24 protein-coding genes, 3 pseudogenes and 1 riboswitch are annotated in these 26097 nt (G+C 33.9%); of the genes and pseudogenes, 22 read left to right on the top strand and 5 right to left on the bottom strand.

The window, feature by feature from the left end; translation table 11 throughout:
• The first annotated feature begins 66 nt into the window (after window positions 1–66).
• Entirely contained in the window at window positions 67–498 is a 432-nt protein-coding gene (locus JOD29_RS04465; RefSeq protein ID WP_124762980.1) for a BrxA/BrxB family bacilliredoxin, read from the top strand.
• Entirely contained in the window at window positions 486–1271 is a 786-nt protein-coding gene (locus JOD29_RS04470) for a class I SAM-dependent methyltransferase (RefSeq protein WP_124762978.1), read from the top strand. The genes JOD29_RS04465 and JOD29_RS04470 overlap by 13 nt, the downstream gene beginning before the upstream one ends.
• A 215-nt stretch (window positions 1272–1486) precedes the next feature.
• Here the strand turns inward: JOD29_RS04470 and JOD29_RS04475 are convergent, their stop codons facing one another.
• Window positions 1487–2314, bottom strand: a complete 828-nt coding sequence (locus tag JOD29_RS04475; protein ID WP_124762976.1) for an EcsC family protein — start codon at window positions 2312–2314, stop codon at window positions 1487–1489.
• A 785-nt stretch (window positions 2315–3099) separates the two neighbouring features.
• On the opposite strand from JOD29_RS04475, the gene JOD29_RS04480 reads away from it, so the two are divergent.
• The 4 genes and pseudogenes from JOD29_RS04480 to thyA form a co-directional block, all read left to right on the top strand.
• Window positions 3100–3693: a YpjP family protein gene (locus JOD29_RS04480; protein WP_124762974.1), complete on the top strand. Its 594-nt coding sequence runs from the start codon at window positions 3100–3102 to the stop codon at window positions 3691–3693.
• A gap of 330 nt (window positions 3694–4023) precedes the next feature.
• Window positions 4024–5232 carry a GGDEF domain-containing protein gene (locus JOD29_RS04485; protein WP_124762972.1) on the top strand — a complete coding sequence of 403 codons (1209 nt, stop codon included), beginning with the start codon at window positions 4024–4026 and terminating at the stop codon, window positions 5230–5232.
• Between the two features lie 70 nt (window positions 5233–5302).
• Window positions 5303–5968 (top strand): annotated as a pseudogene (locus JOD29_RS04490) (thymidylate synthase); the annotation flags it as partial.
• Between the two features lie 386 nt (window positions 5969–6354).
• A pseudogene (thyA, locus tag JOD29_RS04495) lies at window positions 6355–6651 on the top strand (thymidylate synthase); the annotation flags it as partial.
• A gap of 638 nt (window positions 6652–7289) precedes the next feature.
• Here the strand turns inward: thyA and JOD29_RS04500 are convergent.
• Window positions 7290–7493: a hypothetical protein gene (locus tag JOD29_RS04500; protein WP_124762970.1), complete on the bottom strand. Its 204-nt coding sequence runs from the start codon at window positions 7491–7493 to the stop codon at window positions 7290–7292.
• Window positions 7494–7745: 252 nt separating this feature from the next.
• Between JOD29_RS04500 and JOD29_RS04505 the strand changes: the two genes are divergently transcribed.
• The 7 genes and pseudogenes from JOD29_RS04505 to JOD29_RS04535 all read left to right on the top strand — a co-directional run bounded on the left by JOD29_RS04505 (window position 7746) and on the right by JOD29_RS04535 (window position 14910).
• A complete protein-coding gene (locus JOD29_RS04505) occupies window positions 7746–8885 on the top strand; it encodes a zinc-dependent alcohol dehydrogenase (RefSeq protein ID WP_124762968.1) in 1140 nt (379 codons plus the stop codon).
• A 167-nt stretch (window positions 8886–9052) separates the two neighbouring features.
• Window positions 9053–9153: riboswitch (TPP riboswitch) on the top strand.
• Window positions 9154–9496: 343 nt separating this feature from the next.
• A complete protein-coding gene (tenA, locus tag JOD29_RS04510; RefSeq protein WP_124762966.1) occupies window positions 9497–10180 on the top strand; it encodes a thiaminase II in 684 nt (227 codons plus the stop codon).
• Window positions 10167–10919, top strand: coding sequence for a hydroxyethylthiazole kinase (gene thiM / locus JOD29_RS04515; RefSeq protein WP_124762964.1), 753 nt, complete (start codon window positions 10167–10169; stop codon window positions 10917–10919). The genes tenA and thiM overlap by 14 nt, the downstream gene beginning before the upstream one ends.
• The gene (gene thiD / locus JOD29_RS04520) at window positions 10916–11737 is read left to right on the top strand and encodes a bifunctional hydroxymethylpyrimidine kinase/phosphomethylpyrimidine kinase (protein WP_192894186.1); all 822 of its coding nucleotides are present in this window, start codon (window positions 10916–10918) and stop codon (window positions 11735–11737) included. Before thiM ends, thiD begins: the two co-directional genes overlap by 4 nt.
• Window positions 11727–12383, top strand: a complete 657-nt coding sequence (gene thiE / locus JOD29_RS04525; RefSeq protein ID WP_124762962.1) for a thiamine phosphate synthase — start codon at window positions 11727–11729, stop codon at window positions 12381–12383. The genes thiD and thiE overlap by 11 nt, the downstream gene beginning before the upstream one ends.
• A 96-nt stretch (window positions 12384–12479) precedes the next feature.
• Window positions 12480–12953 (top strand): annotated as a pseudogene (locus JOD29_RS04530) (dihydrofolate reductase); the annotation flags it as partial.
• 280 nt (window positions 12954–13233) lie between these two features.
• Window positions 13234–14910, top strand: coding sequence for a flotillin domain-containing protein (locus JOD29_RS04535; protein WP_124762958.1), 1677 nt, complete (start codon window positions 13234–13236; stop codon window positions 14908–14910).
• A gap of 70 nt (window positions 14911–14980) precedes the next feature.
• On the opposite strand, the gene trhA is transcribed toward JOD29_RS04535, so the two are convergent.
• A complete protein-coding gene (gene trhA, locus JOD29_RS04540; protein ID WP_124762956.1) occupies window positions 14981–15622 on the bottom strand; it encodes a PAQR family membrane homeostasis protein TrhA in 642 nt (213 codons plus the stop codon).
• Window positions 15623–15910: 288 nt separating this feature from the next.
• On the opposite strand from trhA, the gene JOD29_RS04545 reads away from it, so the two are divergent.
• From JOD29_RS04545 to JOD29_RS04555, 3 genes are all read left to right on the top strand, one after another.
• Entirely contained in the window at window positions 15911–16753 is an 843-nt protein-coding gene (locus JOD29_RS04545; protein ID WP_124762954.1) for a DegV family protein, read from the top strand.
• 231 nt (window positions 16754–16984) lie between these two features.
• Window positions 16985–18265 carry a hypothetical protein gene (locus tag JOD29_RS04550; protein WP_240033585.1) on the top strand — a complete coding sequence of 427 codons (1281 nt, stop codon included), beginning with the start codon at window positions 16985–16987 and terminating at the stop codon, window positions 18263–18265.
• Window positions 18266–18416: 151 nt separating this feature from the next.
• Window positions 18417–18866, top strand: a complete 450-nt coding sequence (locus tag JOD29_RS04555; RefSeq protein ID WP_124762952.1) for a hypothetical protein — start codon at window positions 18417–18419, stop codon at window positions 18864–18866.
• Window positions 18867–18930: 64 nt separating this feature from the next.
• On the opposite strand, the gene JOD29_RS04560 is transcribed toward JOD29_RS04555, so the two are convergent.
• The gene (locus JOD29_RS04560) at window positions 18931–19638 is read right to left on the bottom strand and encodes a DNA alkylation repair protein (RefSeq protein WP_239585560.1); all 708 of its coding nucleotides are present in this window, start codon (window positions 19636–19638) and stop codon (window positions 18931–18933) included.
• Window positions 19639–19930: 292 nt separating this feature from the next.
• Here JOD29_RS04560 and JOD29_RS04565 point away from each other — a divergent pair, with 292 nt between their 5' ends.
• From JOD29_RS04565 to msrB, 5 genes are all read left to right on the top strand, one after another.
• On the top strand, window positions 19931–20506 hold the full coding sequence (locus JOD29_RS04565) for a hypothetical protein (protein WP_124762950.1): 576 nt from the start codon (window positions 19931–19933) through the stop codon (window positions 20504–20506).
• Between the two features lie 336 nt (window positions 20507–20842).
• Complete coding sequence (locus tag JOD29_RS04570; RefSeq protein WP_124762948.1) at window positions 20843–21787, top strand: GDSL-type esterase/lipase family protein; 945 nt, start codon at window positions 20843–20845, stop codon at window positions 21785–21787.
• Between the two features lie 371 nt (window positions 21788–22158).
• The gene (locus tag JOD29_RS04575) at window positions 22159–22740 is read left to right on the top strand and encodes a YpmS family protein (protein WP_124762946.1); all 582 of its coding nucleotides are present in this window, start codon (window positions 22159–22161) and stop codon (window positions 22738–22740) included.
• A 17-nt stretch (window positions 22741–22757) separates the two neighbouring features.
• Window positions 22758–23291, top strand: a complete 534-nt coding sequence (gene msrA / locus JOD29_RS04580; RefSeq protein WP_124762944.1) for a peptide-methionine (S)-S-oxide reductase MsrA — start codon at window positions 22758–22760, stop codon at window positions 23289–23291.
• The gene (msrB, locus tag JOD29_RS04585; protein ID WP_124762942.1) at window positions 23284–23712 is read left to right on the top strand and encodes a peptide-methionine (R)-S-oxide reductase MsrB; all 429 of its coding nucleotides are present in this window, start codon (window positions 23284–23286) and stop codon (window positions 23710–23712) included. Before msrA ends, msrB begins: the two co-directional genes overlap by 8 nt.
• A 237-nt stretch (window positions 23713–23949) precedes the next feature.
• Here the strand turns inward: msrB and JOD29_RS04590 are convergent, their stop codons facing one another.
• Window positions 23950–25641: a methyl-accepting chemotaxis protein gene (locus JOD29_RS04590; protein WP_239585561.1), complete on the bottom strand. Its 1692-nt coding sequence runs from the start codon at window positions 25639–25641 to the stop codon at window positions 23950–23952.
• Between the two features lie 193 nt (window positions 25642–25834).
• Between JOD29_RS04590 and JOD29_RS04595 the strand changes: the two genes are divergently transcribed.
• Window positions 25835–26056, top strand: coding sequence for a YozE family protein (locus JOD29_RS04595; protein ID WP_124762940.1), 222 nt, complete (start codon window positions 25835–25837; stop codon window positions 26054–26056).
• Window positions 26057–26097: the final 41 nt, after the last annotated feature.

A 26097-nucleotide genomic window follows, 5' to 3' on the forward strand; every position in this document is an offset into this window, starting at 1 on the left:
ACTGTTAAACTTAAAAAAGTATTGCTATAATTGGATTTGTGATTATATATGAAAGAGGTTGAAAATATGAACGCTTATGATGAGTATATGAGAGGTATTGTACAACCAATGCGTCAAGAATTAGTAGATGCAGGGTTTACGGAGTTAACAACAGCAGATGAAGTAAATGAATTTATGGCAACAACAAAAGGAGTTTCAGTAGTGGTCATCAATTCTGTGTGCGGCTGTGCAGCAGGATTAGCTCGTCCAGCAGTGCGTGAAGCAATTAGCGAAGTAAAACCAGATCATTTAGTGACTGTTTTTGCAGGACAAGACAGAGAAGCTACAGAAACAATGCGCGGATACTTTGAAGAAGTTCCACCAAGCTCACCTTCGATTGCCATTTTAAGAGATGGACAATTAGAATACTTTATCCCACGTAGCCAAATTGAAGGTTTCCCAATGGAACAAATTCGCGACCACCTAGAGGGCGTTTTAAAACAAGCATGCGGACAATAGTTACAACTGCAGGTAGGCCTGATGATTTATCAATCACCCTAGCACAGAAAGCTTGCGATGAACTAGGCATATCTTTTGAGCCTAGAAAAAAACGTTCAGTTTCCAAAATTAGTGAAACATTAGACGCAAATGTGATCATGGCAGGCAAAAATCGATACGAATATTATCCGAAAGGTGCAACTGCGCCTTTCTTTTTTCATCCCAATTCGGCGGCATTTCGACTCAAACGTATTGATCGAGGTGAAGGAGATCCATTTCTTCATGCAACTGAACTAGTACGAGGTGATTCAATCCTAGATTGTACATTAGGAATGGGATCTGATGCAATTGTAGCTGCTTTTGCAGTCGGTACAGAAGGGGAAGTTGTGGGACTCGAAGTAAATCATAACGTCGCATTTATCGTAAAACACGGTATGAAAAACTATGATACAAGTGAATTACCATTAACGGAATGTATGCGTCAAATTAAAGTGGTGCAACGTGAGGCGCTTGACTATTTAAAGGAACTACCTGACTCTTCTTTTGATGTTGTTTATATGGACCCAATGTTCGAAGAAATTATCGTGGAATCGAATAATTTTGAAGCCCTAAGAGATGCTGGTAGTCATCAACAATTAACTGCGAAATGGGTACAAGAGGCTTTGAGAGTTGCTAGAAAAAGAGTAGTAGTCAAAGCTCATTTTCGTTCTAGGATATTTGAAGAATACGGTTTTACTAGAGATGTTCGATTAACAGCAAAGTTTCATTATGGAGTTATAGAAAAGAATGGTTAAAGAGTTCCCTTTATAAGAAATAGTAAATGCAGTGCAAATGGGTAAGAAATCTTAAAAAGACTTCTTATCCATTTTTTATTGTATTATCGATGGTTTATGGGACTAATTTTTAATTAAACGGAGAAATTTCCTTTATGTTAAATGTAATCGTATTTTTCAGACAATAAAGGAAGTTTTTCCGCTGATCTTAATCAAATCTTAGTTTTTTTCTAATTTTATTCGCTAACCGTATTTCCGTTCTTTTCTAGTTCATGTAATTTATCATAAAGTCGTCTTTTTCGATAAAGCATAATACCCGCTTCAGAAACATCTTCAATCATGCCTTTATTCGCAAAGGCACCGAAAATAATCCCTGCAATTGGCACCATTTGAAATAACTTTTTCCATCCAAATTGGTCTCGATACGTGAAGAATACTTCTTGCCAACCCTTAAGTTGAGAAATCATACTTTGCGAAGAATTTTGTTCCTCGTGCATCATTGCCAGTTCATTCAGAATGGCTTCCTTCCCAACGATGTCAGCAGAAGCAAATTGTAAACATTTAACGATAAACACACGCTCTTTTTGATCATTTGGATGATAACCATGGATTATCGCTATTTCTTGCAATGTTTTAAGAGCTGTTCCCAAAATCATTGGAATGTCAACAACCAATGTAAATAGACCACCGACACCTGTAGAGGCACCCTGAACTGTTGCAAACTTCACACGGTTTTTTCGAAGTTTCTCACTAATTGAAATCATTTCTTCGATTGGTAATTTTCCAATCTCTTCAATAGAATTGATTTCATCAAAAGAAGAAAAAGTTTGTATTTTTTTGATTGTCGTCTTTTCACTGACTAAATATTTCCCACCGGTTTGTATATAACTTCCTAATTCATTTACTAAAACACCTAGTTTATTTTGAATAAACGCTGGTGTTACTTTATCAAGAATTTTAAAAGGGATGCGTCCTAGTTTTTCCCAAAAAAACAACCCTTTCTGATCTTTTTCCCACGCTTCAATATCCTTAATATACCGATACAACTGTTCTCTAGTTTCCAATAATTATTCATTCTCCTTTTAAAGTAAAGGTCTATATATAAATTTATCTATTACTAATACGCTTTACTTTAGCGAAAAGTTTCATTCATAAATTATAAAGTTACCATAATGGAATTGGGAATACAGATATGTTAAGGAAGGTAAAAGGAAATAGGGGTTAACATTTTAGTAAATATGTGTTATAATAAAAGAATGCTATTTTAGGTAGCAGATGAATGATTTGGCGTTTTGCTAGATTTTTTAGGATACTTATTCACACTGGAGTAGCTTTGGGGCTGCAAGGACGCAAAAGAAGGTAGGGTTTGCGTTGCTTAAGTTAGAAGGTCCTAGTGGAATATTACCGCGGTTCAAAGAAGTGGTTTACTTCTTAATGATAATTTCCCCGGATGATCGGGTCGATACTAATTTGACTTTCGTTTAGACGAGAAGACAATCACTTCAGGCTAGATATTTAATGTTATAGCTTGAAATTTATTTATATGTTACCTATAAAGTTAGCTAAAGGGGTGGCCGTAATTACGGTCACCCCTTGTCCAATTTAGAGGCAGAAACTAAATTAGCTTCTAGCAGTAAAGCATAATGAAGTTAAATATATTAACCATAATAAAAGACCAATACCAATTGAAATTGAAGCCATCATGCATACCTCCTTTATAAAAAACAAACGACATAATTCCATTAATATTGTACAATGAATTAAAAAAAGATGAAACCTTTTAATTGGTAATTCGTATATATTATAAAGCATCTTGACTAAATTGTCGTTTAATGGAAGGTGATTAACTTTGAAGAAGTGGTTTCAAAAATTATTAGTCATAACAGTAGCCCTTTTAACCTTTGGTATAATTACTCCAAATCATGAAATTTGGGACTTATTAGATAATGGACAACCTTCCGACAGAACTAGTTCGGGATATAATGAAATATCAAATATTGAGCAGCATGAGGTTGACTCCCATGTAGAACAGCAATCCGTAGAAGAATCTGTCGACAATTTATTATTTGCAGCAAAAGAACAATCATACATAAAATTTGGTTCACGTATTTCACCTGTCATTGGAGAAGAATTTGAATCTCGTATTTATCCAAAAATGGAAGAAGCAATTACAATGACTTTGTCTAACTTAGATCATCAATCAATTCGTACCTTAATCGTAACTGAGAATCCAAGTGGAGAATACTCAGAGAAAATCTTCCATATAAAAGATGGGGACAAAAGGCAAGACTTAATTCGCTTTCATGTAAGAACTGAAAATCGACCACAAGAAGGTTATTATTATAATTTTCACTACCATACAAAAGAAGATCAATTTCTTGCGCATCATCATATAGGCGATATTTATTGGTCAAAGAATACGCCACCAAAATGGTTATCTTAAACACTCGTTCAAAAACGAGTGTTTTTTCTATTTTAAAGCTAACAGTTTTAATACGATTTACCACTTATACCTCATAATGTCGTTCAAAAAATAAAAAAATTCAAGATTGATGAGTTACAATTAGATGATAAATAGTCTATAACTCCTATTTATTATCCTGATATTGTTTGAGTCTTTAATCATAATTCAATTGTAATAAAACCCCACAATTCACATGAATATTTTACCAAACCATGATAATATAGTTATAGATTTCAATTAGTATTAATATTAATTAATAGAATAGATAAATTTTTGACTCGGTTTTATTAGAAAGTGGGATGAAAAGCTATGATTGAAGAGCGAGATTGTAAAAGATTAGAAATAGCTAAACATAATTTGCAAAAAATAGCATTAATCTGCAAAGTTTCTACTATTGTTATTGTGATTATGTATATTTTTAATGAAATACTTTCAACCTTCCCACCTTTGAACGCAAATGAACCATTTACTTTTTATTTTGATTTTAATTTTCTAATTATTCTTTTTAATTTAGCTGTTATGTATATACTTAAGATTTTAAGATTTAAAGTTACTAAATCAAATATTGGAAAAATAGAAAAGTTTATAAATGGTTATGTAACTATACTCATTTTGATTGGTGCGTTTGTATCGCTTCTAGATCGAGAATTATATAATCAATTAATGATTTATACTTTATTAGTATTAACTTGTAGTTCTTTTTTACTTTTGCATTTAAAACAGTTAGTTGTATCTTTAATTATTTCGATAACAGTTTTAATTATTGGATTATTTATTTTAGGAGGGTATAATCCTGAATTTAAACATCAAGTAATCTATTTATTGACGTTATTACCAATTTCATATTATATCTCTAAATCTCACTTTTATTCATATAATCGATCATTGCAACTGCAAACAAACTTACTAAGAGAAGCTGAAATAACGAGGGAGTTAACGAAAAAATTAAGAGAAGCAAATCGACAGTTGGAATTACAGGCTTCCCTTGATCCACTTACGAAATTGTTTAATCGACGCGCTTTTAATGATTATCTTAAGGAAATAAAGAACAAAGTAACCGAAGAACCAATTCATCTGTCAGCTATCATGATTGATGTAGATTGTTTTAAATTATATAACGATACATATGGACATCTTGAGGGGGACATTGTATTAGAGCGGTTAGGAAAAGTACTTTCTAATATTGCAGATGAGTATGGTTGCTTTGCTTCAAGATGGGGTGGAGAAGAATTTGTAATATTGATGGTAAATCAAACAAAAGAAGTAGCTGATTCATTATGTCAAACAGTGATTAAAGAAGTCAGAAATTTGGCAATAAATCATCGAGTCTCTCATGTAGACTCATTCATTACAGTAAGTATAGGTGCTTATTCTGAAAAAATTATGAATGAAAGTCAAATACTTCATTGTATTAATCAAGCAGATTTAGCACTTTATCATGTTAAAGAAAATGGCAGAAAGAACTATATCCATTTAAATAATGATTTTTATTTTGAAGGGGCTTATCGAAAAGGGTAAGCTCTTTTTTATATGATATGTAGAAGCCAGATTAGATTGGTGATACTATAGAACAGTAAGGAGTGAGTACATGCAACAACATGCAGATGAAACGTATTTAAATCTATTACAGCATATTTTAAATTATGGTGTGAAAAAGGAAGATCGTACTGGTACAGGGACAATTAGTGTGTTTGGATATCAAATGCGTTTTGATTTATCGAAAGGCTTTCCATTACTAACAACAAAAAGAATTCCATTTAAATTAGTTGCAAGTGAACTTTTATGGTTTATTAAAGGTGACACGAATATCCGTTACTTATTACAAAATAATAACCACATTTGGGATGAGTGGGCATTCGGAAAATGGGTAAAATCCGATGAATATAATGGACCAGATATGACTGACTTTGGACTACGTGCAGCCAGTGATGAAGCTTTCGCAAATGTGTTACAAGAACAAATGAACCTTTTTACAGAGAAAATATTAACAGATGAAGAATTTGCGAAAAACTATGGTGATTTAGGTCCTGTTTATGGAAAACAGTGGCGTTCTTGGCCAACCGAAAAAGGGGAAACAATTGATCAATTGAAAAAAGTGATTGAGCAAATTAAGAAGAACCCAGATTCCCGTCGACTTATTGTATCTGCTTGGAACCCTGCTGAAGTTGATGATATGGCATTACCACCATGTCACTCATTATTCCAATTTTTCGTAGCAGACGGAAAACTATCTTGTCAATTATATCAGCGTTCGGCGTGAGCGCCTTCATGTAGTAATACATGTCGAATAACTCTTCTAAACGGGGAACCCTCTATGAGGTAATCCCGTGCTAAATTTGTGTTTCTATATATTAACAGAAGCATCCAGAAAATTAGGTGTAGTACCAGCAACAATCTACATCAAATTAAATCAACAAATCCAAAATACAAAGGATACCGTTATCTGATTCACAATAAATGCCGAACGACTATCGAAAGCATAGCTAGGTGAGAAACCCTAGTAAAGAAGCGAGTAGAGTACACTTAACAGGTGGAAAAGGAGAGGACCCTAATAGGTGAAGCTAAGGGTCATGATATAGTCTGATCCCCATAGTAATATGGGTCGAAACTTATTGTAAGGTTTCGTATAAAACAATAATGTCAGCTGACGTATTTTTAGGTGTGCCCTTCAACATCGCATCCTACGCCTTATTAACCCACCTCATTGCACATGAATGTGGTTTAGAGGTAGGAGAATTTGTTCATAGTTTTGGTGACACTCATATTTACTTAAATCATGTAGATCAAGTAAATGAACAACTTTCACGTGAACCGAAAGAATTACCAATTTTAAAAATTAATCCAGATAAGAAGTCAATTTTCGATGTTGAATTAGAGGATTTATCTATTGAAGGATACGATCCACATCCAACAATTAAAGCACCGATTGCGGTATAATAAGTTTTCTAGTGAATATCTCGAATTTCGAGATATTCACTTTTTTTACTTACCCCTTATATAGTGATTAGGAGATAAAAAAGAGACATGTTTTTGAAAACTTTTTCAAAACATTTTAATTTTCTTTGATATATTCTCTTTATTGTATTCTAATGTGTAATCTATTGGTATTGCTCCCGTCATTTTGAGGGAATGCATATAGTCAAATTGACGTATTCCATTCAGTCAAATTGTCGTATACCAATCAGTCAATTTGATGAATTCGTGACGTCATTTTGCACAAATGTATGGCAGAATTGGTAGTTTTCATTTTAAAAAATAAACTTTACATTCTAGGAATTTATTTATTTCGGAAATTGTAACAAAATTGTTGCAGTTATAAATTGGGATGACTATATTTTCAAACACATAAAAGGAATTTATCATGTTTAAATTAGAAAACAAAAGAGGGGAAATATGGAGAAAGCTAAGTTTGGGCAAACAATCTTAAGAAACAAACACATGTTTTATACTTTGTATATAAAGACGATCGAGTCCCTTTTCTTCAATTCCTGAACAAATAAAGAAGCAAGATGTTTTTGGAGTTCTAAAAAGTTAGAATCCCAAAATATATGGTTTGGGATTCTATTGCCTAACGTTTATTCTCCGTCCATTTGATCTTTAAGCAAATTTTTCATCGTATTTTGATTTATTGGTTCATGTTTCGCATTAAACTCTGCCGCGAACTCTTCGTTATTTTGGTGTCTACGCTTTGCTAAATGTGTCACGTTAGAAATTTGTTCCTTTTCTTGTTTCTTATTATTGCTACTTACAAAAAGTTCAAATTGATCATGGTTTGTCATAAAAGCAACTCCTTTCAATAATTATTTTGAGTTAGCTTGATTTCTTTTATGTAAGCAAAAAGTTACAAAATAACTTATAAAAAACAAATTACATATTATCCGACACTTTTATTTAAAAATAAAAATATGCACGCATCTTAATTATAAATAAATTTTGAATTTAACTACGCATTTCTTCTTTAAGTTACTATGTGTGAATTTCTTTTGAATTGGAGAAAATATCAAATGAGATGATCATTTGGAGGGATTTGCATGAAGGCTGTTACTTATCAAGGGATTAAAGATGTAGAAGTAAAAGAAGTACCGGATGCTAAAATTGAAAAACCAGACGATATTGTTGTTCGAATTACCACAACAGCAATATGTGGATCAGATTTACACATTTACAGAGGAAGTATGCCAACAACAAAAGGTTTTATCATCGGGCATGAACCAATGGGGATTGTGGAAGAAGTGGGTCCAGAAGTGACGAGAGTAAAAAAGGGAGACCGAGTCATTATCCCATTTAACGTTTCCTGTGGTGAGTGTCATTACTGTACACACGATATGGAAAGTCAATGTGATAATTCAAATGATTACCCGGAAGTAGATGCTGCGGGTTATTTAGGCTATACAGAACGATACGGTAACTATCCAGGAGGTCAAGCGGAATTATTACGTGTTCCATACGGTAATTTTGCGCCATTTAAAGTGCCAGATTCATGTGAATTAGAAGACGAATCTTTGCTTTTTATTTCGGATGTCATTCCAACGGCTTATTGGAGTGTTGAAAATGCTGGAGTTAAGAAAGGTGATACCGTTTTAGTATTAGGATCTGGTCCTGTCGGGTTAATGGTACAAAAATTCGCATGGATGAAAGGCGCAAGTCGAGTCATAGTTGTAGATGCATTAAACTATCGTCTCGAACATGCGGTAAAAACAAATAAAGTAGAAATCTTTAACTTAGATGAGTTTGAAGATGTAGGAATGCAAATACGTGAAATCACAAAAGGTGGCGTGGATGTTGTCATTGATTGTGTTGGGATGGATGGCAAGCTAAGCATTATGGAAAAAGTGGAGCAAAAATTAAAATTACAAGGTGGGACATTAAGCGCCATCCAAATCGCCATCAAAGCTGCCCGTAAATTTGGTACAATTCAATTAACAGGCGTATATGGTGCGAAATACAATATGTTTCCATTAGGTAATATGTTTGAACGAAACCTTACATTAAAAATGGGACAAGCACCAGTAATTCACTACATGCCAAAATTATACGATATGATTGCGAAAGGTGAACTTGACCCAACGGATATTATTACTCATCGTATGCCACTCGACCAAGCCAGTGATGCATATCAAATGTTCCATGATAATGTTGACAATAGTATTAAATTTGTTTTAAAGCCTTAATAAAAGAAGTACAACATACGTCTAGTGTGTTGTACTTCTTTAACATAATCTATTAAATTAATAATAATGGCATCATGGTGTATTATTTAGCCTTATAACAATAATTCTGAATAGTTTCAAAGTATGAGTGACAGCTTGGAACTCTTGTGTTACCATAAAATAGATTAAGATATTTGCAGGGGGACGCAGATTACGCGTTGAGAAGGTAAAACCTGACCCTTAGAACCTGTTCGTTAATACGATTGTAGGGAGCAAAGTACAAACTAAAGTGTGTATTATTTTACTATTTGTACTTTTAGCTCTCCGTTATGGAGGGCTTTTTTATTTGCTAAGAACATTTTTGTTTAAAGCAATTGATGAATGTCAATCGATTGACGTTTATTACAACCTCACCTACATCTAAATATTTTAATTGCTGGAGGACCGTGACAATTCCACCTCCAAAGGTAAATCCTGACCCTTTAGACCAGAACAATCAAGCTGACGTAGGGAGCAATGTTTACTAAATTAGTCCCTAAGTCTTTTAAATCTTCGGGACTTTTTATTTTGAAAGTAGTAGGACAAACAAATTTATAAGCAGTGCACATACGTTCACTAGAAGGAGGATAAGTATGAGTTTTTGTGATGAGGTTAGAAAAGAGACAGATTTATATTGGGAGGGTAGTTTCAATCATCCATTTGTTAAAGGGATCGTGGATGGGACACTACCAGTTGAAAAATTTAAATACTATATGATGCAAGATGCTTATTATTTAAAACATTATACAAAGATATTGTCTATTGCTGCATCTAAAGCACAAACAAACGAAGATATTATGTATTTCCTTAAGAGTGCAAAGTTCATTAATGAAGCAGAATTAGAATTACATCGAACGGTATTTAAAGAATTAGATGTAACTGATGAAGAAGTAGAAAATTTCGATCCAGCTCCAGCGGCTTACAATTACGTTAGCCATATGTACAATGCTGCACATAATGGTGACGTTGGAGAAGCTTTTGCGGCCATGTTCCCATGTCCTTGGTTATATCAAGAGATTGGTGAAAAATATCAAGATGCAAAACCGGGAATTAAGTTGTATGAAGAATGGATTGCACTTTACAGTGATCCAGAATTTAAAAAGTCAATTGAACACCAAAAAACAATGATGAACCGTTTTGCAGAAAAACAGCCTGAAAAAACTCTTATATTTAAAAGACATTTTGAAAAAAGTTGCTATTACGAATGGAAATTTTGGGAAATGCCTTGGACGTTAGAAAATTGGCAAAAGGAGGTTGAGCAATATGAGTTTGTATAATATTCGAAGAAGAAATCCTCTTGTTCATTGTATTACGAATAATGTCGTGACTAATTTTACGGCGAATGGGTTGCTGGCAACTGGTGCTTCACCAATTATGGCAGACGAAGTTGAAGAAATGAATGATGTTGTATCGGTAGTGGATGCTTTACTTATAAACATAGGAACGATTCATGCTCGTTCAAGAAATGCGATGCTTGTTGCTGGTAAAAAAGCAAACGAACGAGGAATACCCGTTGTATTAGATCCTGTAGGTGTGGGCGTATCAGCCTTTCGAAAGGAAACAGTCAAGGAATTACTAGATACTGTAACCTTTAGTTTAATCCGCTGCAATGCTGGTGAGCTTGCAACCATTGCAGAAGTTGAATGGCACTCAAAAGGTGTTGACTCTGGTGATGGTGATATGGAAGTAGCAGAAGTAGCAAAAGAAGTTGCTAACAAATATAACAGTCTAGTTATTGTTACGGGTCCAACTGACGTTATTACAAATGGTGAAACAGTTCTTTATTCAACTGGTGGCAATGAATTGATGACACAAGTGACGGGGACTGGCTGTTTATTAAGTGCAATCTGCGCTGCTGCATTAACCATTGATGGAAACTCAATAGAACTCCTTCAAGAGGTCATGCAAAACTATAAGGATGTCGCGACAAAAGCTTCTGAACAAGATTTACTTGGTTCATTCCAAGTCGGGGTTTTGAATGCCATTCATGTATTGTCTCGAGGTGAAGAGTATTGAATATTGTCATGACGATTGCCGGTTCCGATAGTGGTGGGGGAGCTGGAATCCAAGCAGATTTAAAAACGTTCCAGGAACTTGGCGTTTTTGGAACATCAGTGATTACTGCTCTTACAGCACAAAACACATTAGGGGTAGAAGGAATTTTTCCTACAACACCCGATTTCGTGAAGCAACAAATTGAAGTGGTTTTTCAAGATTTGGCCGTAAAAGCGGTAAAAACAGGAATGTTATTTTCACCAACTATAATAGAAACTGTTTCAGATACGTTAAAAGAAAAGGACGTACAGCTAGTCGTTGATCCTGTTATGATTGCAAAAGGTGGGGCAAATTTACTGCAATCAGAAGCAGTCGATGCTTTAAAGTCACAATTATTACCTCTTGCAACTGTTCTTACACCAAATATTCCAGAAGCAGAAGTAATTACCGGAATGTCTATTCATTCAGTGAATGAAATTGAAAAAGCAGCAGAGAAAATCTTATCATTAGGTGTTGAATCAGTTGTCATGAAAGGCGGACACTTATCAGGTAAGGAAGCAATTGATCACGTTTACTTTAAGGATGGTTCATATTTTGCAATTCAATCGAATCGTGTGAACACGACCCAAACTCATGGTACTGGATGTACATTTTCTGCGGCAATTACAGCATTTTTAGGTCAGGGGAAAACATTAAAAGAAGCAATTATTGAAGCGAAGAAATTTATTCAATTAGCCATTGAACATCCACTCAATATCGGTCACGGGCATGGACCAACTAATCATTTTGCTTATAATCAAATGAAAAAAAGCTTTGAGGTGGTTGTACATGAATCGTAAACAATTAGAATTGTATTTTATCATGGGAACTTCGAATGTGAAAAATGCGAATCCCTTAAATGTATTAGAGTTAGCTCTACAAGCTGGAGTAACATTTTTTCAATTTCGAGAAAAAGGAAGTTCTGCTTTAAAAGGATTGCAATATGAAGAGTTTGCTCGTGAATGCCAAGCACTTTGTAGAAAATATAATGTTCCCTTTATTGTTAACGATGACATTGAGTTAGCTTTGAAACTTGAGGCAGATGGTGTTCATGTTGGTCAAGACGATATGGCTGTTGCAGAAACTAGAAAACTTGTGGGCAATAAAATCCTTGGTGTTTCGGTGCATAACCTAGATGAATTGGAAGTAGCAATCCGTAATAAAGCAGATTATATCGGGGTAGGTCCAATTTACAAAACTAAATCTAAGGCAGATGCAAAAGAACCTGCTGGTACAAGATTTTTACAACAAGCTTCAAAGAAATATCCTTCGTTACCTATTGTTGCTATTGGTGGAATCTCATCCTTGAACTGTCATGAATCAATTGAGGCCGGAGCTGATGGAGTAGCAGTCATTTCTGCGATTTGTGAAAGTGCTAACATCCACCAAACCGTAAATGAATTCAAACAAAAAATAAACGATGCTTCACAAGTCTCAAAAAGATAATTTAAGCATCGTATTGAAAGATTTACTAGAATTGTCGATTAATTTTGTTTGAACATTGTATACTATATGTAAACAATGATTTTTAGGAGAGATGGGATGATTTCTTTAATAGTTGCACATGACAAAAATCGTGTCATTGGATATAAAAAAGGCATGCCTTGGCATTTACCTGGAGAATTACAATATTTTAAAGAAAAAACAATGGGAAAGCCCATGATCATGGGGCGCAAAACCTTTGAGTCTATCGGTCGTCCTCTACCTGGGAGAAGAAATATCGTCATTACTCGAAATACTGACTATGAGGCTGAAGGCATTGAAATCGTTCCAAGTTTAGAGGAAGCATTAGATTTGGTTGGAAATGAGCAGGAAGTTATGATTATTGGGGGCGAACAAATTTTTAGAATGAGTCTTGATCTTGCAGACCGCCTTTATATAACGTACATCAATCATGAGTTTCCTGGGGATACATATTTTCCAGAATATGATGATAAAGAATGGGAACTCGTTTCTCAGCAAGACCCAATTCACACAAATGAGGGGTTTACTTATGAATACTTAATTTTTGATCGAGTAAATAAGAAACCAGCCATGTTAAAGGATGGAAGATTACTTTTAAATCAAGAGTATATCCAGCCTGAAATTACGCCAAGTCTAAAAAACCAAAAATAATACGCACAACCCAAGAGAATGGTTTGATCCATTCTCTTTTTTTGTAAAAAAATGAAACCTATGTAAACTTTATTCGTATATAAGTCAACAAAGTCAAAAGTTCAAAATAATGGTAAACGTGTTTATAAGTTATTTTCGATAACTTTAAATAAAAAGAACTCACATTAGGGGGAATAAGTGAATGGAAATTTTAAGTATGGCTTCCCTACTAGTCTTCTTGGTAGTACTAGTAGTATTAGGTGGTATTGGGTATGGTGTGTATTTTGTCATCACTCAAAGACTGCAAATTAAGGCAAAACCAACAGAGGTATTAATTGTTACAGGCCCAAAATTAGGAGATCCCGAAAAGGATAGTTCGATTTATGTGGGAATGGACGAAAAAGGAAATCCTAATGGAAAAATGGTAAAAGTTGCTCGCGGAGGTCATAGACGTAGACGCTTCCAAGTAGTTGAAAAAATTGAACTGAACGTTATTCAAATTAAAATTAATACAACTGCTCATGCTGGTGGAGAAATACAAGTTGAAGCAGAAGGAACAGCAACAATTTCTGTTGGAGAAGACAACGAATCAATTATTCGTTTTGCTGAAAAATTAGGTGCCATTGAGCCTTCACAGCGAAAACAAATTTTAACGAATATTTTAGAAGATAACTTCCGCGCAGTAATTACAGAAACAAAGATTGATAAGTTATATTCTGATAAAGAAACATTTAAAAATGCAGTTAAGACATTAGCAGAACCAGAAATTGCAGCTTTAGGTATGAAAATTGACTCAATCGGTTTAAGTGAACTACGTGACGTTGAGAAAAATGGATATATCAGTAACTTAGGCCGAGCAACAATTGAAACTTCCCGAGAGCTAGCTGAAAAAGCTCAATCTGACGCGAATAGAAATATTGAAAACCATAAGTTAGCGAATGACTTAGAACAAAAACGTAAACAAGTTGATGCTAACAAAGAAAAATCAGAATTAGAGAAGCAGTTAAAACTAACAGAAGCAGAAAACAAAAAGGTAGAAGATACTGCTCGTGCGAACTCTGACTTAGCTTATGATTTAGAAAAAGAGAAACTAAATAAAGCATTAACAGAAACTAGATTAGCTAATGAATTAGACGAGAACCAACGTAAACTAAGTGTAGACAAAGCTAGAAATGATTTGCGTTTGCAAGAATTAGAGATTAAAAAAGCTGAAGACAAGGCGCAAGCGGAAATCGAAGCGCAACGTAAACAAATTGAAGAAGAAACACAGGCAAGAATTAAGCAAATCCAAATAGAAACAGAACGTAAAGTTACAGAAACAAAAGCAAAGGCAGAATCGACACGTAAAACAGAAGAAGCAAAAGCAAGAGCGACAGAAATTGAAGCAATCGGACTTGCTGAAGCAAAAGCAGAAGAAGAAAAAGGGAAAGCAAAAGCGAAAAGTATTACATTAATTGGTACTGCCGAAGCGACAGCATTACGTGAGAAAGCAGAAGCATTAAATCTACTAGGTGAAGCTGGTAAACTTGAAATGATTCTGAATGTATTACCTCAATTTGCCGAAGCAATTGCACGCCCATTATCCAATATTGATGATGTAAAGATTATTGACATGGGCAATGGTGAAGGATTAAATGCACTGCCAACACAAGTAACAAAAAACGTGACAGCAGTTCAAGAAGTGCTACAGGCGACAACTGGTCTTAATTTAACTGACTTAATGACGAATGTATCGAAATTAGGTGCTAATCAAACAGTCGTGAATGTTGAAAAAGGATCTCAGGAACAAAATACTAAAGAGCCAATTGTAAATCAAGTAATAGAAAAACAACCACAACCTGTTGAGCTTCCAGAAGTAGATAAACTTTCGGAACAATAATAAATTAATAGTTAAAATGACAAAAAACAGGAGATGTTCTTTCAAAAGGACATCTCCTGTTTATTCAAATTTATAAATAAAACGCTATACAAACTACCATACATGCACAGCCACCAATCACGAACAAATGCCAGATTGCATGGTTATATGGAATCTTTCTCCAAGCATAAAAAATCGATCCAAATGTAAATAACAATCCACCAGCTAATAAAACTGTGAAACCCTCAAACTGTAACAACTCATACAATGGTTTTATTGCAAAAACAATCATCCATCCCATCGCAATATATAATAGTAGGGAAAATGTTTCGAAGCGATGTATAAAGAGGCATTTGAAAACTATGCCAAACAGTGCAATTCCCCAAACGATACATAATAATACAATCCCTAAAACGCCTTTAATGGCAATTAATAAAAAAGGGGTATAGGTACCAGCAATAAGAACGTATATTGAAGAATGATCTAAAATTGAGAAAAATTTCTTATATTTTTCGGGCATACTATGTAATAACGTAGACATTAAAAAAAGTAATACTAGGGAAGCGCCAAATATGGAATACGATACGATTTGGACTGCGCTCTCAGATTGAACAGCTAAAATTATGAGAATCACACAGGTTGGAATACTTAAAAATAAACCAAATCCATGTGTAATAGCATTCCAAAGTTCTTCTTTTAAATTTTTATAATCAAAGGCATTTTCTTGTTGCATAATTATTTCACTCCTTAAGTCTAAACTATGCTAATCGTGTTTAATCTGCTTTTTTTCAGTTTTTTTTAGGACGCTTAAAACCAAGTAGCTCCGCTTTTCCTTATACTTACCTTACTACGATAAGATCATTATGCCCATTATCATTTGTCATATGTTTTGAAGCTACTTTAACATACGAGAGTAGCGTCATATCAGCTTTTATTAAGTAATGAGATTACATTTGTCATCTTTACAACTAGTGGAAAAACTACTTATAATTGGCCTAATGCTAATAAAGGATGTGTCGTTGTGAGTCGAATACATATAGTTACTGATTCAACATCTGACTTGTCAAAAGATGAAATTATCGCTAATGACATTCATGTAGTTCCGTTAACAATTCAAATTGATGGAGAAACTTTTGTAGATGGTGTTGATGTACAACCTGATACTTTTCTAGAATTAATGAAAAACTCTAAAAATCTACCTAAAAGTTCTCAACCAGCAACTGGGAAATTTAAAGAATTATACGATGAGCTTGGAAAAAATGGTGACAGAATTATTTCCATACATATGACAGGTGGAATGAGTGGAACATATGAATCTGCTAGACAAGCAGCAAGTATGTCAGATTCTGATGTAACAGTCATTGATTCTCGCTTTATTGCAATTGGATTAGCTATTCAAATTCGTGAAGCTATTCGTTTACGTAAAGATGGGGCGAGTGTAGAAGAAATTGTAAAGCGCCTTGAGGTTGTAAGAGACAATACAAATTTATTCGTTGTCGTTGATACATTAGAGAATTTAATCAAAGGTGGTCGTATTGGTAAAGGTAAGGGAATGATCGGTTCTCTATTAAATATTAAACCAATCGCATCGTTAGAAAATGGTGAATATACACCGGTTTCAAAAGCAAGAAGCTACAAACAAGTAATCAATTATTTATTTAACCAATTCCAGGAAGATACAGCAGGTAAACAGGTTAAGGCTGTGGGTCTTTCTCATGCAGATGGCTTAAATACGATGGGTAACTCTTTAATTGGACTCATTGAATCAACAGGGTTTAAAGACGTAGAAATTAAATTTACTTCACCTATTATTAGTACTCATACTGGTCGTGGGGCAATTGGATTTATATACTTTGCGGAATAGTGAGAAGTTAAATTTTAATTTTTCTAACAATTCAATAAATATAAATGTGTCAGCATCCTAATAGAGGAGTTGGCACTTTTTTGTTAATAAGAAAATTAAGATGTATAAGTACAGCGATTTAATGATGAGTGGAAAAGTTTTTTTGCGAACAGTTAAAATAAATGAGACCAAACACACTAGTATTTCGTAGATAAATAGTGAAACTTATCTAAAGGAGAAGTGATGATTTAAGTGAGGTCATACCCAATAGATGTAAGAATAAATGAATTAGTTGAGTTTGCAAAGAAAAAGTTTGGATTAAACAACTATTATTTACAAGATTATCAGTTTTATCGAAGCATTAATTTCTTCAACGAAACGGTTTATACGTTATCCATGGAATGGTTCCCTAATCATGCAGTACTAGAAGAAGATGGTTCCAATCCAGAAGGTACTGCAAGTATTGAGTTAGACATAACAAGTCGTAAAATTAAAAGTGCCATTTTTGTAATGGGTAAGTCCTTTGCAATAGATGGAGTTAAGTTTAGCAATAATAAGGATGACGTCATTAAATGGGTAGAAAATGAAACAGGATTACAGTTTGGCACGCAATTTAATATACACAAAGAAAATGAAGGTGAATTTTACTTTATGGCATGTGTGGATGGTGTTTCTGTATCACCGTCTGGTTATATTGATGTCAAGTTTAACGCAGATGGGAAGCTCACTTTGTTTTCCATACATGGTCAATTTCCGTCAAAAAATCTAATTAAAGAAGGAAAATTTACACTTACCCTTGATCGATTAGGAGATTTGAAAAAAGAACAATTGAAGTTGATTGAATCTCATTTATATGACCAGAAGAAAATTATCTATATATATGCGATGGAAGAGATTTTTGTTACAAATGATGGAGAAACAACAATAAAATTTGAGGCTTTTGCAGATAAAAGCCAGTTTTTAAAAATCAATCAAACAATCTATTGGGATGAACCAATTAATAAACCGTTTAAAAGGAAAAAGATTCGTTGGGTAGAAGAACTTACAGCGGAACAAGCATTTTCATGTGAACCTTCTCCTGATTCGTTCCCAATTACAAAGGTAGATCAAGAAAAATGTATGATGGCTGTTAAGAATCTTCTAAGAATGGAGTATCCGAATGAATCTGGAAATTGGATATTAAACTTTCTATATCGTGATAAAGGGTATATTCACGTCACACTTAAAGAAAATAAACAAAACAATCGTTTATTTCAACGTAAAATTAAGGTGATGATTGATGGAACGAGCCTACAAGTTGTGAATTATATGGATAGCAAACTGTTGTTGAATGTCTTTGACAACTTCCAAGAACCTCCGCTAATAACAATCTCAAAAGATCAAGCCTATCAAAAACTGAAACAATTCTTTGAACTAAGACCTTTCTATGTTTATGACTTAAACCGAAAGCATTATGTTTTATGTGGAAAATTAGATTGTCACTACGGGGTGAATGCAACAAGTGGAGAAGTGCGAGCATTAGATGATTTGTAGTTTTAATAGTTTTTGAAAGGGAACGAACTTGTAACCTTTTAAAGATAATTAGTTCCGCTCTTTTTATTAGATTAGAATCGTAGTTAAATAGAAAAAATGATTCTGGAAGTTATTTGTATTATTCTATAGCCTTTGCGAATTTTAGGAGTTGATGAGACTGGATTATCAAGGGAAAACTCAACAAGGGTATTTGTACTTTTTAGTAATGGTATTGTTATTAACGATAAGTAATATTAAGTTAGACGGGTATGATGAAAAATATTTGTACATACAAATCGTTGTTTTTACTTTTACGATACTTACGGTTTGTTTTCGATTTAAATTTACAATTTACGAAAAAAAATTAACCTATCGCATCCAATTATTTATATTTCAAATTTATCAGAAGGAAATAGAAATTAATGAAATAAAACAGATCAAATTTACGCGTGTTGGCTGGGCGAAAAAGGGAGCGATTGTAAAGGTAACAAAGGGATTTAACATTCGGATTTTTGATTTCGAACCTAACCATGTATATACAGATTTACTAGAGTTTGCAAATAATAATTCAATCATGATTTTTAAAACTAAGGACTATTTAATTTTAGAAAAACTAAAGTAACTCAAAATATGGCGAGCAAAAAACACAGTGGAGATTTGTAATTCTCCCCACTGATTTATTCACATTATAGATTTTTTAATGCCTCTCGTTTGCTGAGTGGTTGTAAATTGGATGAGGTGACAAATTCTTTTATGATAGAGGGGTTTGTTTTAGCATATTCTCGCAATACCCATCCAATTGCTTTTTGAACAAAGAATTCCTTACTATCCGCTCGAGCAAGGATGTATTGAAACAAACGCTTCTCGTCGGTGCTCTTCTTAAAGAAAAGTTGATATAAAATCGCAGCTCTTTGTAGCCAAATGTTTTCATTCAAAATCCACTGATCTGCGTATTGAGGAATAAGTTCTGGATATGCCTTGAACATATATCCGGCGATATGTGGGGAAAGCACATCTACTGTATCCCACCAAGATTTTTTCACTATTAACGTTGTTAACCAGGACATATCTTCAACGGAAAGTGTTTTCTTTACCACCTCTAGTAGATCTAGTGCAGCTTTTTGATACTCCCGTTCTGGAAGATCCCATAATTCAAAAATAACTTTTTGAAGATTTTCTTTTGTTGGAACTCCATATTCCTTAAAATACTGTTTTGTAATCTTTCGGCGAATCGGAGTTCGTATTCCTAAAAAGTCAAACTGATTTCTCATGTAATTTTTCGACCATTCGGCATAATCCGGATCGATATACTGTGAATAAATCTTCCTTAGCTCTTCAACATATTGTTCGTTGTTAAGCTCTGTTTCTTTTCGTTTATTTAAGTTATTCTTCAAATTGTTTTTCTCCAATTCAAACTTTATTTCATTCTGCTTAATATTAGCTCCTGGTTAGACAAAATGGAAATGTACATAATTGATTTTATTTTAAATAGTACTTCAGTTCAAACGAGCATGATATTTCTCAAAAGATTTATTAAAAAAATTCAAAAATATGACACCAAAACCATTCACAATTCGTAAATTAAGTAAATATGATTTAAATTACTAATTCAATGCATAGAAGAAAAACTGAAAATACATATGTAAGGTCACGAATATTTAAATCAGAAAAGAAAGGATGGATTATTTGGATTCTACAGAACTTCGGAAGCTAAGGTTAAATCAAGTCGCGATCATAAATGGCTTAATGACAATTATTATGATCTCTTTTTTTATCATTATTAATAAATTCTCTATTACCTTCTCCCAATTCTTTTTGATTATTGGAGTAATTGCACTATTTCAAGGTGTTTTTGGTTTAATTAAGGGAGATTCTACAAAATCATTTATTCCTCTCTTTGAGAAAATAGCAATCTATGAGAAACAAAAAATGGGGAAAGAATGGTATAAACAACGAAAAGTAGGGTATATTTGGCAATTATTATTAAGTGTATTAATGTTTTTACAATCCTACTGGAATCGCGATACTAATGATCATATCTTTCAGTTCGATTTTGGTTTTATTGGAATCCTACTTATTATTCTTTTAGCTATGGTAAATATTAGCATGCTTCTACACTTTAGAAAAGTTGACCGTTCTAATTCACTAACGGATATGAAAGGATATACTTGGAAGTCAAATCTGGTTTCTATTGCAGTCGGAATTGTTTTTACCTTTGTAATCTTCTCTATTACTATTTTTTATTTAATGTCTAATTATTAATTTGCTTATTTTTGAGTTCCAAATGGGTTCAAAATTTTGGCTAAAGGGAAAAGTGTCGAGTCCTAGAAATCATAAGGAATCGACACTTTTTATGTTACGTAAAATATCGTTGAATTGTTTGAATGTGCAGTTCATTTCTCACATATATTTCATATTATATAGAAAGTATATGTTTATGTTAGAGGAACAGTTGGTTTGTTTATTTCGTCCTTATGATTAATCAGATGATTGAATCTGATATCTTTCATGATGAACAGAGAATTGTAGTAGTTTTAAAATGTGTGTGTTGGGGTTGAGATTACCCCCTTGAAAGTTATAAGGGGAAGGAGAAGGCAAATGAAAAGAGTATTTCTACTCATTTGCAGCGTTCTTTTGCTTTTGTTTTCTCAAATGCTAATTAGCGAAAGAGAGAAAGAGCATCAAGTAATGAAAACCGAACAAAAAACAATACCTATACAATCACAAGACGTAGAAGTCGAGCCATTCTTTGCACTACCTCCGCAATCAGACGTGGTCATCCCTCAAAAAGTAGAAGAGATACAATTTGATATTGTCGACGTAGAAACGGATTTGCTGCAAGATCAACCTTTACATGAAGATGAATCTCCAATCTATTATCTTGCGCTGGGTGATTCATTGACAAAAGGTGTTGGGGATGAAGAAAATAAAAAGGGTTATACTAAACGATTGGTGGAGAAAATTGAGCAATGGACATTAGAATCTAAAATCACATTAGACAATCGAGGGAAAAGAGGAAGAAGGAGTGATCAGCTTCTTTCCTTACTGAAAAAGGGACATTACGATATAGAGCTAAAGAATGCTGAGCTTATTACAATTACTATTGGTGGAAATGATTTAATGAAAATCGTTAAAAAAGATCTCTTTGACTTAAAGAAAGAGACTTTTGATAACGAGCTGATTGAATTTAAAGAACGCTATGATGAAATAATTAGAGAAATTCGATTGCGAAACAAGAATGTTCCGATTATTTTAATTGGGTTGTATAATCCAATAACAAAATTCACAGGAGATATACCTGAACTTGAAGCCATAGTTACAGAATGGAATCAGGCTATTTTTGAAATATCAGAGGAAAACACGAATGCCTGCTTTGTCAATGTGCAAGACTTATTTGATGAAAATACAATAATGGTCTATCATAGTGATTTTTTCCATCCAAATGGCAATGGCTATACACTGATTACGGAACGGATTCTTTCTAAAATGAATGAATGTCACTTGGAAGTGAAGCCTGAGGAGGAGTCATTAGATTCTGATTGATTGGGTGTTAGCCTTTCCTAGTAAGCGCGGCCTACCACAGTAAGCCGCGCAAATTACCCAAAAATTTAGTAGGACAACCTTTAAGGAAGTGGTACAAGGAGTCAAACGCGAGTATTGTGACATTAAACCATGTCCAAGCCCGTGCTCATCCCTTGCATGCTTTAACCTTACACTATTTTGATTTATTGTTAGAATATACCTAAATACAGTGAATTATATTTAGAACTATATTATGATTTTTCAACACGAACTCAATATAGTGTAATACTTATCCGGTATGAGTGAAAACCTAACAGTGAAAGATTGTTAGTTGTAAAAATAGTATACATAATAAGGAATTTAATTATTTTCAGATTAAAGGAGTGATTGCAATGAACATTTGGAAAGTCGCCTTTTTTGTACTTGCAGGAGCACTCATTTCATTCGTCATTCTCATCGTTGTTTGGGCGACTTCACCAACAGAAAAAGTTCCTGAAACGGTTCCTAAAGAGATGAGTGCTAATGGAAGTAGTAGCGTCTTACTCGTAGAAACTACAGCTAAGGATTTTGAAAAAATCGCGATGAAATATTTAGATGAAGAACTTAATTCGTCACCATTACCAGTAGAATTCGTTGTAAATGAACAAATTGAGTTATACAGCGAACTCATCGTTTTTGGCGTTTCTGTTCCCATACAGATGAATTTTGATCCAATTGTTAATGAAGATGGTAATATAAGGTTAAAACAGACTTCTGTAAACGTTGGGAAATTGAATATTCCTCCAACAACTGTGTTAAAATTGATGGACGATGCTATTGCATTCCCTTCATGGATCACCGTTCGACCAAATAATGAGGAAATTTTTGTGGATTTATCAAATTTACATATTTCTTCAAACTCAACGGTAAAAGCAAAAGAAATTGATTTAGCAAATGATCGCATTTTATTAGAAGTAATTGTGCCAAATGAGTGAATAGGAGGTTATCTTATATGACAAAGGAAATAGCAACTTTTGCAGGTGGTTGTTTTTGGTGTATGGTTAAACCATTCGATCAAATGGATGGAATCGACGAGGTAGTGTCTGGATATACAGGTGGACATGTTGAAAACCCTACATATGAACAAGTTTGTTCAGAAACTACGGGTCATTTAGAGGCAGTACAAATTACGTTTGATTCGGATATTTTCCCATATAAAAAACTTGTTGAGTTGTATTGGACACTTATCGACCCAACTGATCCAGGTGGACAATTTTTCGATCGTGGGGAATCCTATACGACAGCTATTTTTTATCATAGTGAAGAACAGCGCGTGGTCGCGGAAGAGTCAAAAAAACAATTAGAACAGTCAGGGAAGTTTACTAAACCGATTGCTGTAAAAATCTTACCTGCAAAACCGTTTTACCCTGCAGAGGACTATCATCAACAATATTATAAGAAAAATCCATTACACTATGAGCGATATTCGATTGGCTCTGGGCGAGCAGCATTTATTAATCAACATTGGGGGAACCAACATGAATAAAGAAGAACGTTTAAAACAGCTTTCACAAATGCAATATTATGTAACACAGCAAAATGGTACTGAACCGCCGTATCAAAACGAATTCGATCAACATTTTGAAGAGGGGATTTATGTTGATATCGTTTCGGGGAAACCTCTCTTTAGTTCAAAAGATAAATTTGATGCGGGTTGTGGTTGGCCAAGCTTTTCAAAACCAGTTGTGGAAACAGAAGTAATTGAGAAATTTGATACGTCACACGGGATGCGTCGAATTGAAGTCCGAAGTAAAACAGCAGACTCTCACTTAGGACATGTTTTCCCAGATGGCCCCCGTGAATTAGGTGGCCTGCGCTACTGTATCAATTCTGCTTCCCTACGTTTCATTCCTAAAGACAGACTAGAAGAAGAAGGATATGGGGAGTATTTAAAGTTATTTGATTAATGAATTACAATTTGCGGCTTTCCTTTTGAAGTGGAAATGTGAAAGAAGTTTCTTAAAATCATGGTAATTAGTAAAAGAATTCGCCATGTCTTTTAGTTGCTTTTAACCCTTAATATAGCAATGAAAAATGGGAAAAAAACCATTCTGATTTCTTCCTCCATTTATATTGCTATATACTGTGTTGTCCCCTTAAAAAGTGCCCTATGAAAATAAGGCACCTATACTTTTAAGGGGACCTTAAATCTTAAATTGATTGATCACATTACTTAAATCATCTGCTTGTTTTGCGAGTTCAATTGCAGAGGCATTGATTTCTTGCATAGAAGAAGAGCCTTGTATAATTGAAGCAGCTGTTTTTTCAGTGTGCATCGCAGTATTTTCAGCAATCGTATGTACTTCCATAAAGGATGCCGCCACTTCATGACTTGTAGTTAGAGTATATGATATCTTTTGAACCATTGATGCAAGGATTGTGGTAGTTTGGTCAGTTTGTAAAAGTATATTTTGAAGTAGTTGGTTCATCTCCGTCGATACTTCCATCCCTCTATTAACAGAGGCTACACCTCGATTATTTTGCTCCACAATTAAAGCTACCTCTTGTTGTATTGAATTTACAATATCGGTCACTTCTCTCGTTGCATTTTTAGATTGTTCTGCCAGTTTGCGAACCTCTCCTGCAACCACTGAAAAACCACGTCCATGTTCACCTGCACGTGCAGCTTCAATTGCTGCATTTAGTGCTAAAAGGTTTGTTTGTTCAGCAATAGCTTTGATTGTTGAAATAATTGAATTAATTTCTTTTGACTTCTCACCTAATATCTCAACTGTCGAAGTTGTTTTAGCCATTGTATTTTCAATTGACTGCATCACATTGGTAGATTGATTAACCGCGCGACTTCCATTGAAGGCTGCTTTTTTCATTTCTTCTGCCGCCACTTTGACTTCATTTGCTTCCTTATTTAAATCAACTAAGGATTGTTCAAGCCCATGCATTTTTTGTAATGCTCCATTCATTCGAGCCTTCGTTGACTGACTATCTGCAGCAATATCTTGCGTACTGTTTGCGACTTCATCCATCGCTTTGGAGTTTTCTTCTGCAAGTACCGTAAGCTCTTTTGAACTGTTAAATACGTTGTCTGCAAGATTCGATACTCTTTTAACAAGTGTAGAAATCGATTCTATTAAGATATTCGTAGAGTTTGCAATTTGAGCAAATTCGTCATTCGTTCTTACATGTACGCGTCGGGTTAAGTCTCCTCCAGCTTGTGCAATATCTAAAATAGAGTCATTAATTTTCTCTGTGTTGCGACGAATCGTTTTAAATATGATATATCCGAACGTCACTGTTAGTATCATGGCAAAAGCCGATAAAATGAAAAAGGAAATACGACTAATCGTTGCAAATGATTCAAGATCTCTTATTGTTTCTTCGTTTTTCTTTTCAAGGAGTTCAATTAAGTTAGCAGTATAGCCATCAATATAGTTTTTGCTATTTTGGGAGTCATTTAATTCCATCAATTTTTGAGCATTGTCAAATCCATAATCTCTCCTTGCTTCGACAACACTATCTGTATAGGACAAATAAGTTCTATAGTATTGGTGGATAATTGATATAAATCCACTTTCTTCCTGTCGGTCACTTAAAATGGATTGAAGCTCTTTTAGATGGGTATCAATAGTTTCTTTTAAAGATTCATAACTAGTTAAAGAGTCTTCTTTACCTGTAATGAGGTAGTGTTGCTGATAATTTGAAAGTTTTGCTATATCACTGGCAAAATTATTAATTTTAACTTGTTCATGTAAGTTTTCTTCAGCAAATAAATTTAAGTTTTCTTGTAGTCGAGTGATGTTAATATATGATAGAATTTGCATCGCTACAATAATTGCAATTAAGATGGTAAATATGATTAAAACCTTACCACGGATCAATTGATAGAACTTTGTCTTTATAGCTGAATTAGTCTTAAAGTTACTTTTTGTATTAGTAGTTTGGTACGATTTTTCTATACAAAACACCTACTTTCGAATTAATGGCTAATATTCTAAATTTTACAATATTTTTACACACTTTACTATATTTTAATAATTGCATCGTGTTTTTTTATTAAAGGAGAAGATTGTTATGAAAAAAAGCTTTTATTTATTTGTGCTAACTTTTCGAGGAGGCGACTGGTCTGATCAAAAGTCTAGATTTGCAGAGAGTATGTTCCATGATCATAGTTTTCCAAAAGCAAGTACTTCTTTCGAAGAGTTATCAAGCTATATCGAGACCCAAGCAGACGAATATTTAACAACATCTGCTTTCGATGAATTATGGGATATTTATCGATTAAAATATGAATAAGAACCTTACTTATTTTCCCATTAACGCTAGTGAAGGCTAAT

It is taken from the genome of Lysinibacillus composti (assembly GCF_016908465.1).
GTDB classification, from domain to species: Bacteria; Bacillota; Bacilli; order Bacillales_A; family Planococcaceae; genus Ureibacillus; species Ureibacillus composti_A.

What these genes read in the sequence shown, in the direction of transcription:
- JOD29_RS04555 (WP_124762952.1), top strand. Translation starts at nt 18,417, where the DNA reads ATGAGACTGGATTATCAAGGGAAAACTCAACAAGGGTATTTGTACTTT.
- thiM (WP_124762964.1), top strand. Translation starts at nt 10,167, where the DNA reads ATGAGTTTGTATAATATTCGAAGAAGAAATCCTCTTGTTCATTGTATT.
- JOD29_RS04570 (WP_124762948.1), top strand. Translation starts at nt 20,843, where the DNA reads ATGAAAAGAGTATTTCTACTCATTTGCAGCGTTCTTTTGCTTTTGTTT.
- tenA (WP_124762966.1), top strand. Translation starts at nt 9,497, where the DNA reads ATGAGTTTTTGTGATGAGGTTAGAAAAGAGACAGATTTATATTGGGAG.
- msrA (WP_124762944.1), top strand. Translation starts at nt 22,758, where the DNA reads ATGACAAAGGAAATAGCAACTTTTGCAGGTGGTTGTTTTTGGTGTATG.
- JOD29_RS04465 (WP_124762980.1), top strand. Translation starts at nt 67, where the DNA reads ATGAACGCTTATGATGAGTATATGAGAGGTATTGTACAACCAATGCGT.
- JOD29_RS04500 (WP_124762970.1), bottom strand. Translation starts at nt 7,493, where the DNA reads ATGACAAACCATGATCAATTTGAACTTTTTGTAAGTAGCAATAATAAG.
- trhA (WP_124762956.1), bottom strand. Translation starts at nt 15,622, where the DNA reads ATGCAACAAGAAAATGCCTTTGATTATAAAAATTTAAAAGAAGAACTT.
- JOD29_RS04535 (WP_124762958.1), top strand. Translation starts at nt 13,234, where the DNA reads ATGGAAATTTTAAGTATGGCTTCCCTACTAGTCTTCTTGGTAGTACTA.
- JOD29_RS04485 (WP_124762972.1), top strand. Translation starts at nt 4,024, where the DNA reads ATGATTGAAGAGCGAGATTGTAAAAGATTAGAAATAGCTAAACATAAT.
- JOD29_RS04470 (WP_124762978.1), top strand. Translation starts at nt 486, where the DNA reads ATGCGGACAATAGTTACAACTGCAGGTAGGCCTGATGATTTATCAATC.
- JOD29_RS04505 (WP_124762968.1), top strand. Translation starts at nt 7,746, where the DNA reads ATGAAGGCTGTTACTTATCAAGGGATTAAAGATGTAGAAGTAAAAGAA.
- JOD29_RS04595 (WP_124762940.1), top strand. Translation starts at nt 25,835, where the DNA reads ATGAAAAAAAGCTTTTATTTATTTGTGCTAACTTTTCGAGGAGGCGAC.
- JOD29_RS04575 (WP_124762946.1), top strand. Translation starts at nt 22,159, where the DNA reads ATGAACATTTGGAAAGTCGCCTTTTTTGTACTTGCAGGAGCACTCATT.
- thiE (WP_124762962.1), top strand. Translation starts at nt 11,727, where the DNA reads ATGAATCGTAAACAATTAGAATTGTATTTTATCATGGGAACTTCGAAT.
- msrB (WP_124762942.1), top strand. Translation starts at nt 23,284, where the DNA reads ATGAATAAAGAAGAACGTTTAAAACAGCTTTCACAAATGCAATATTAT.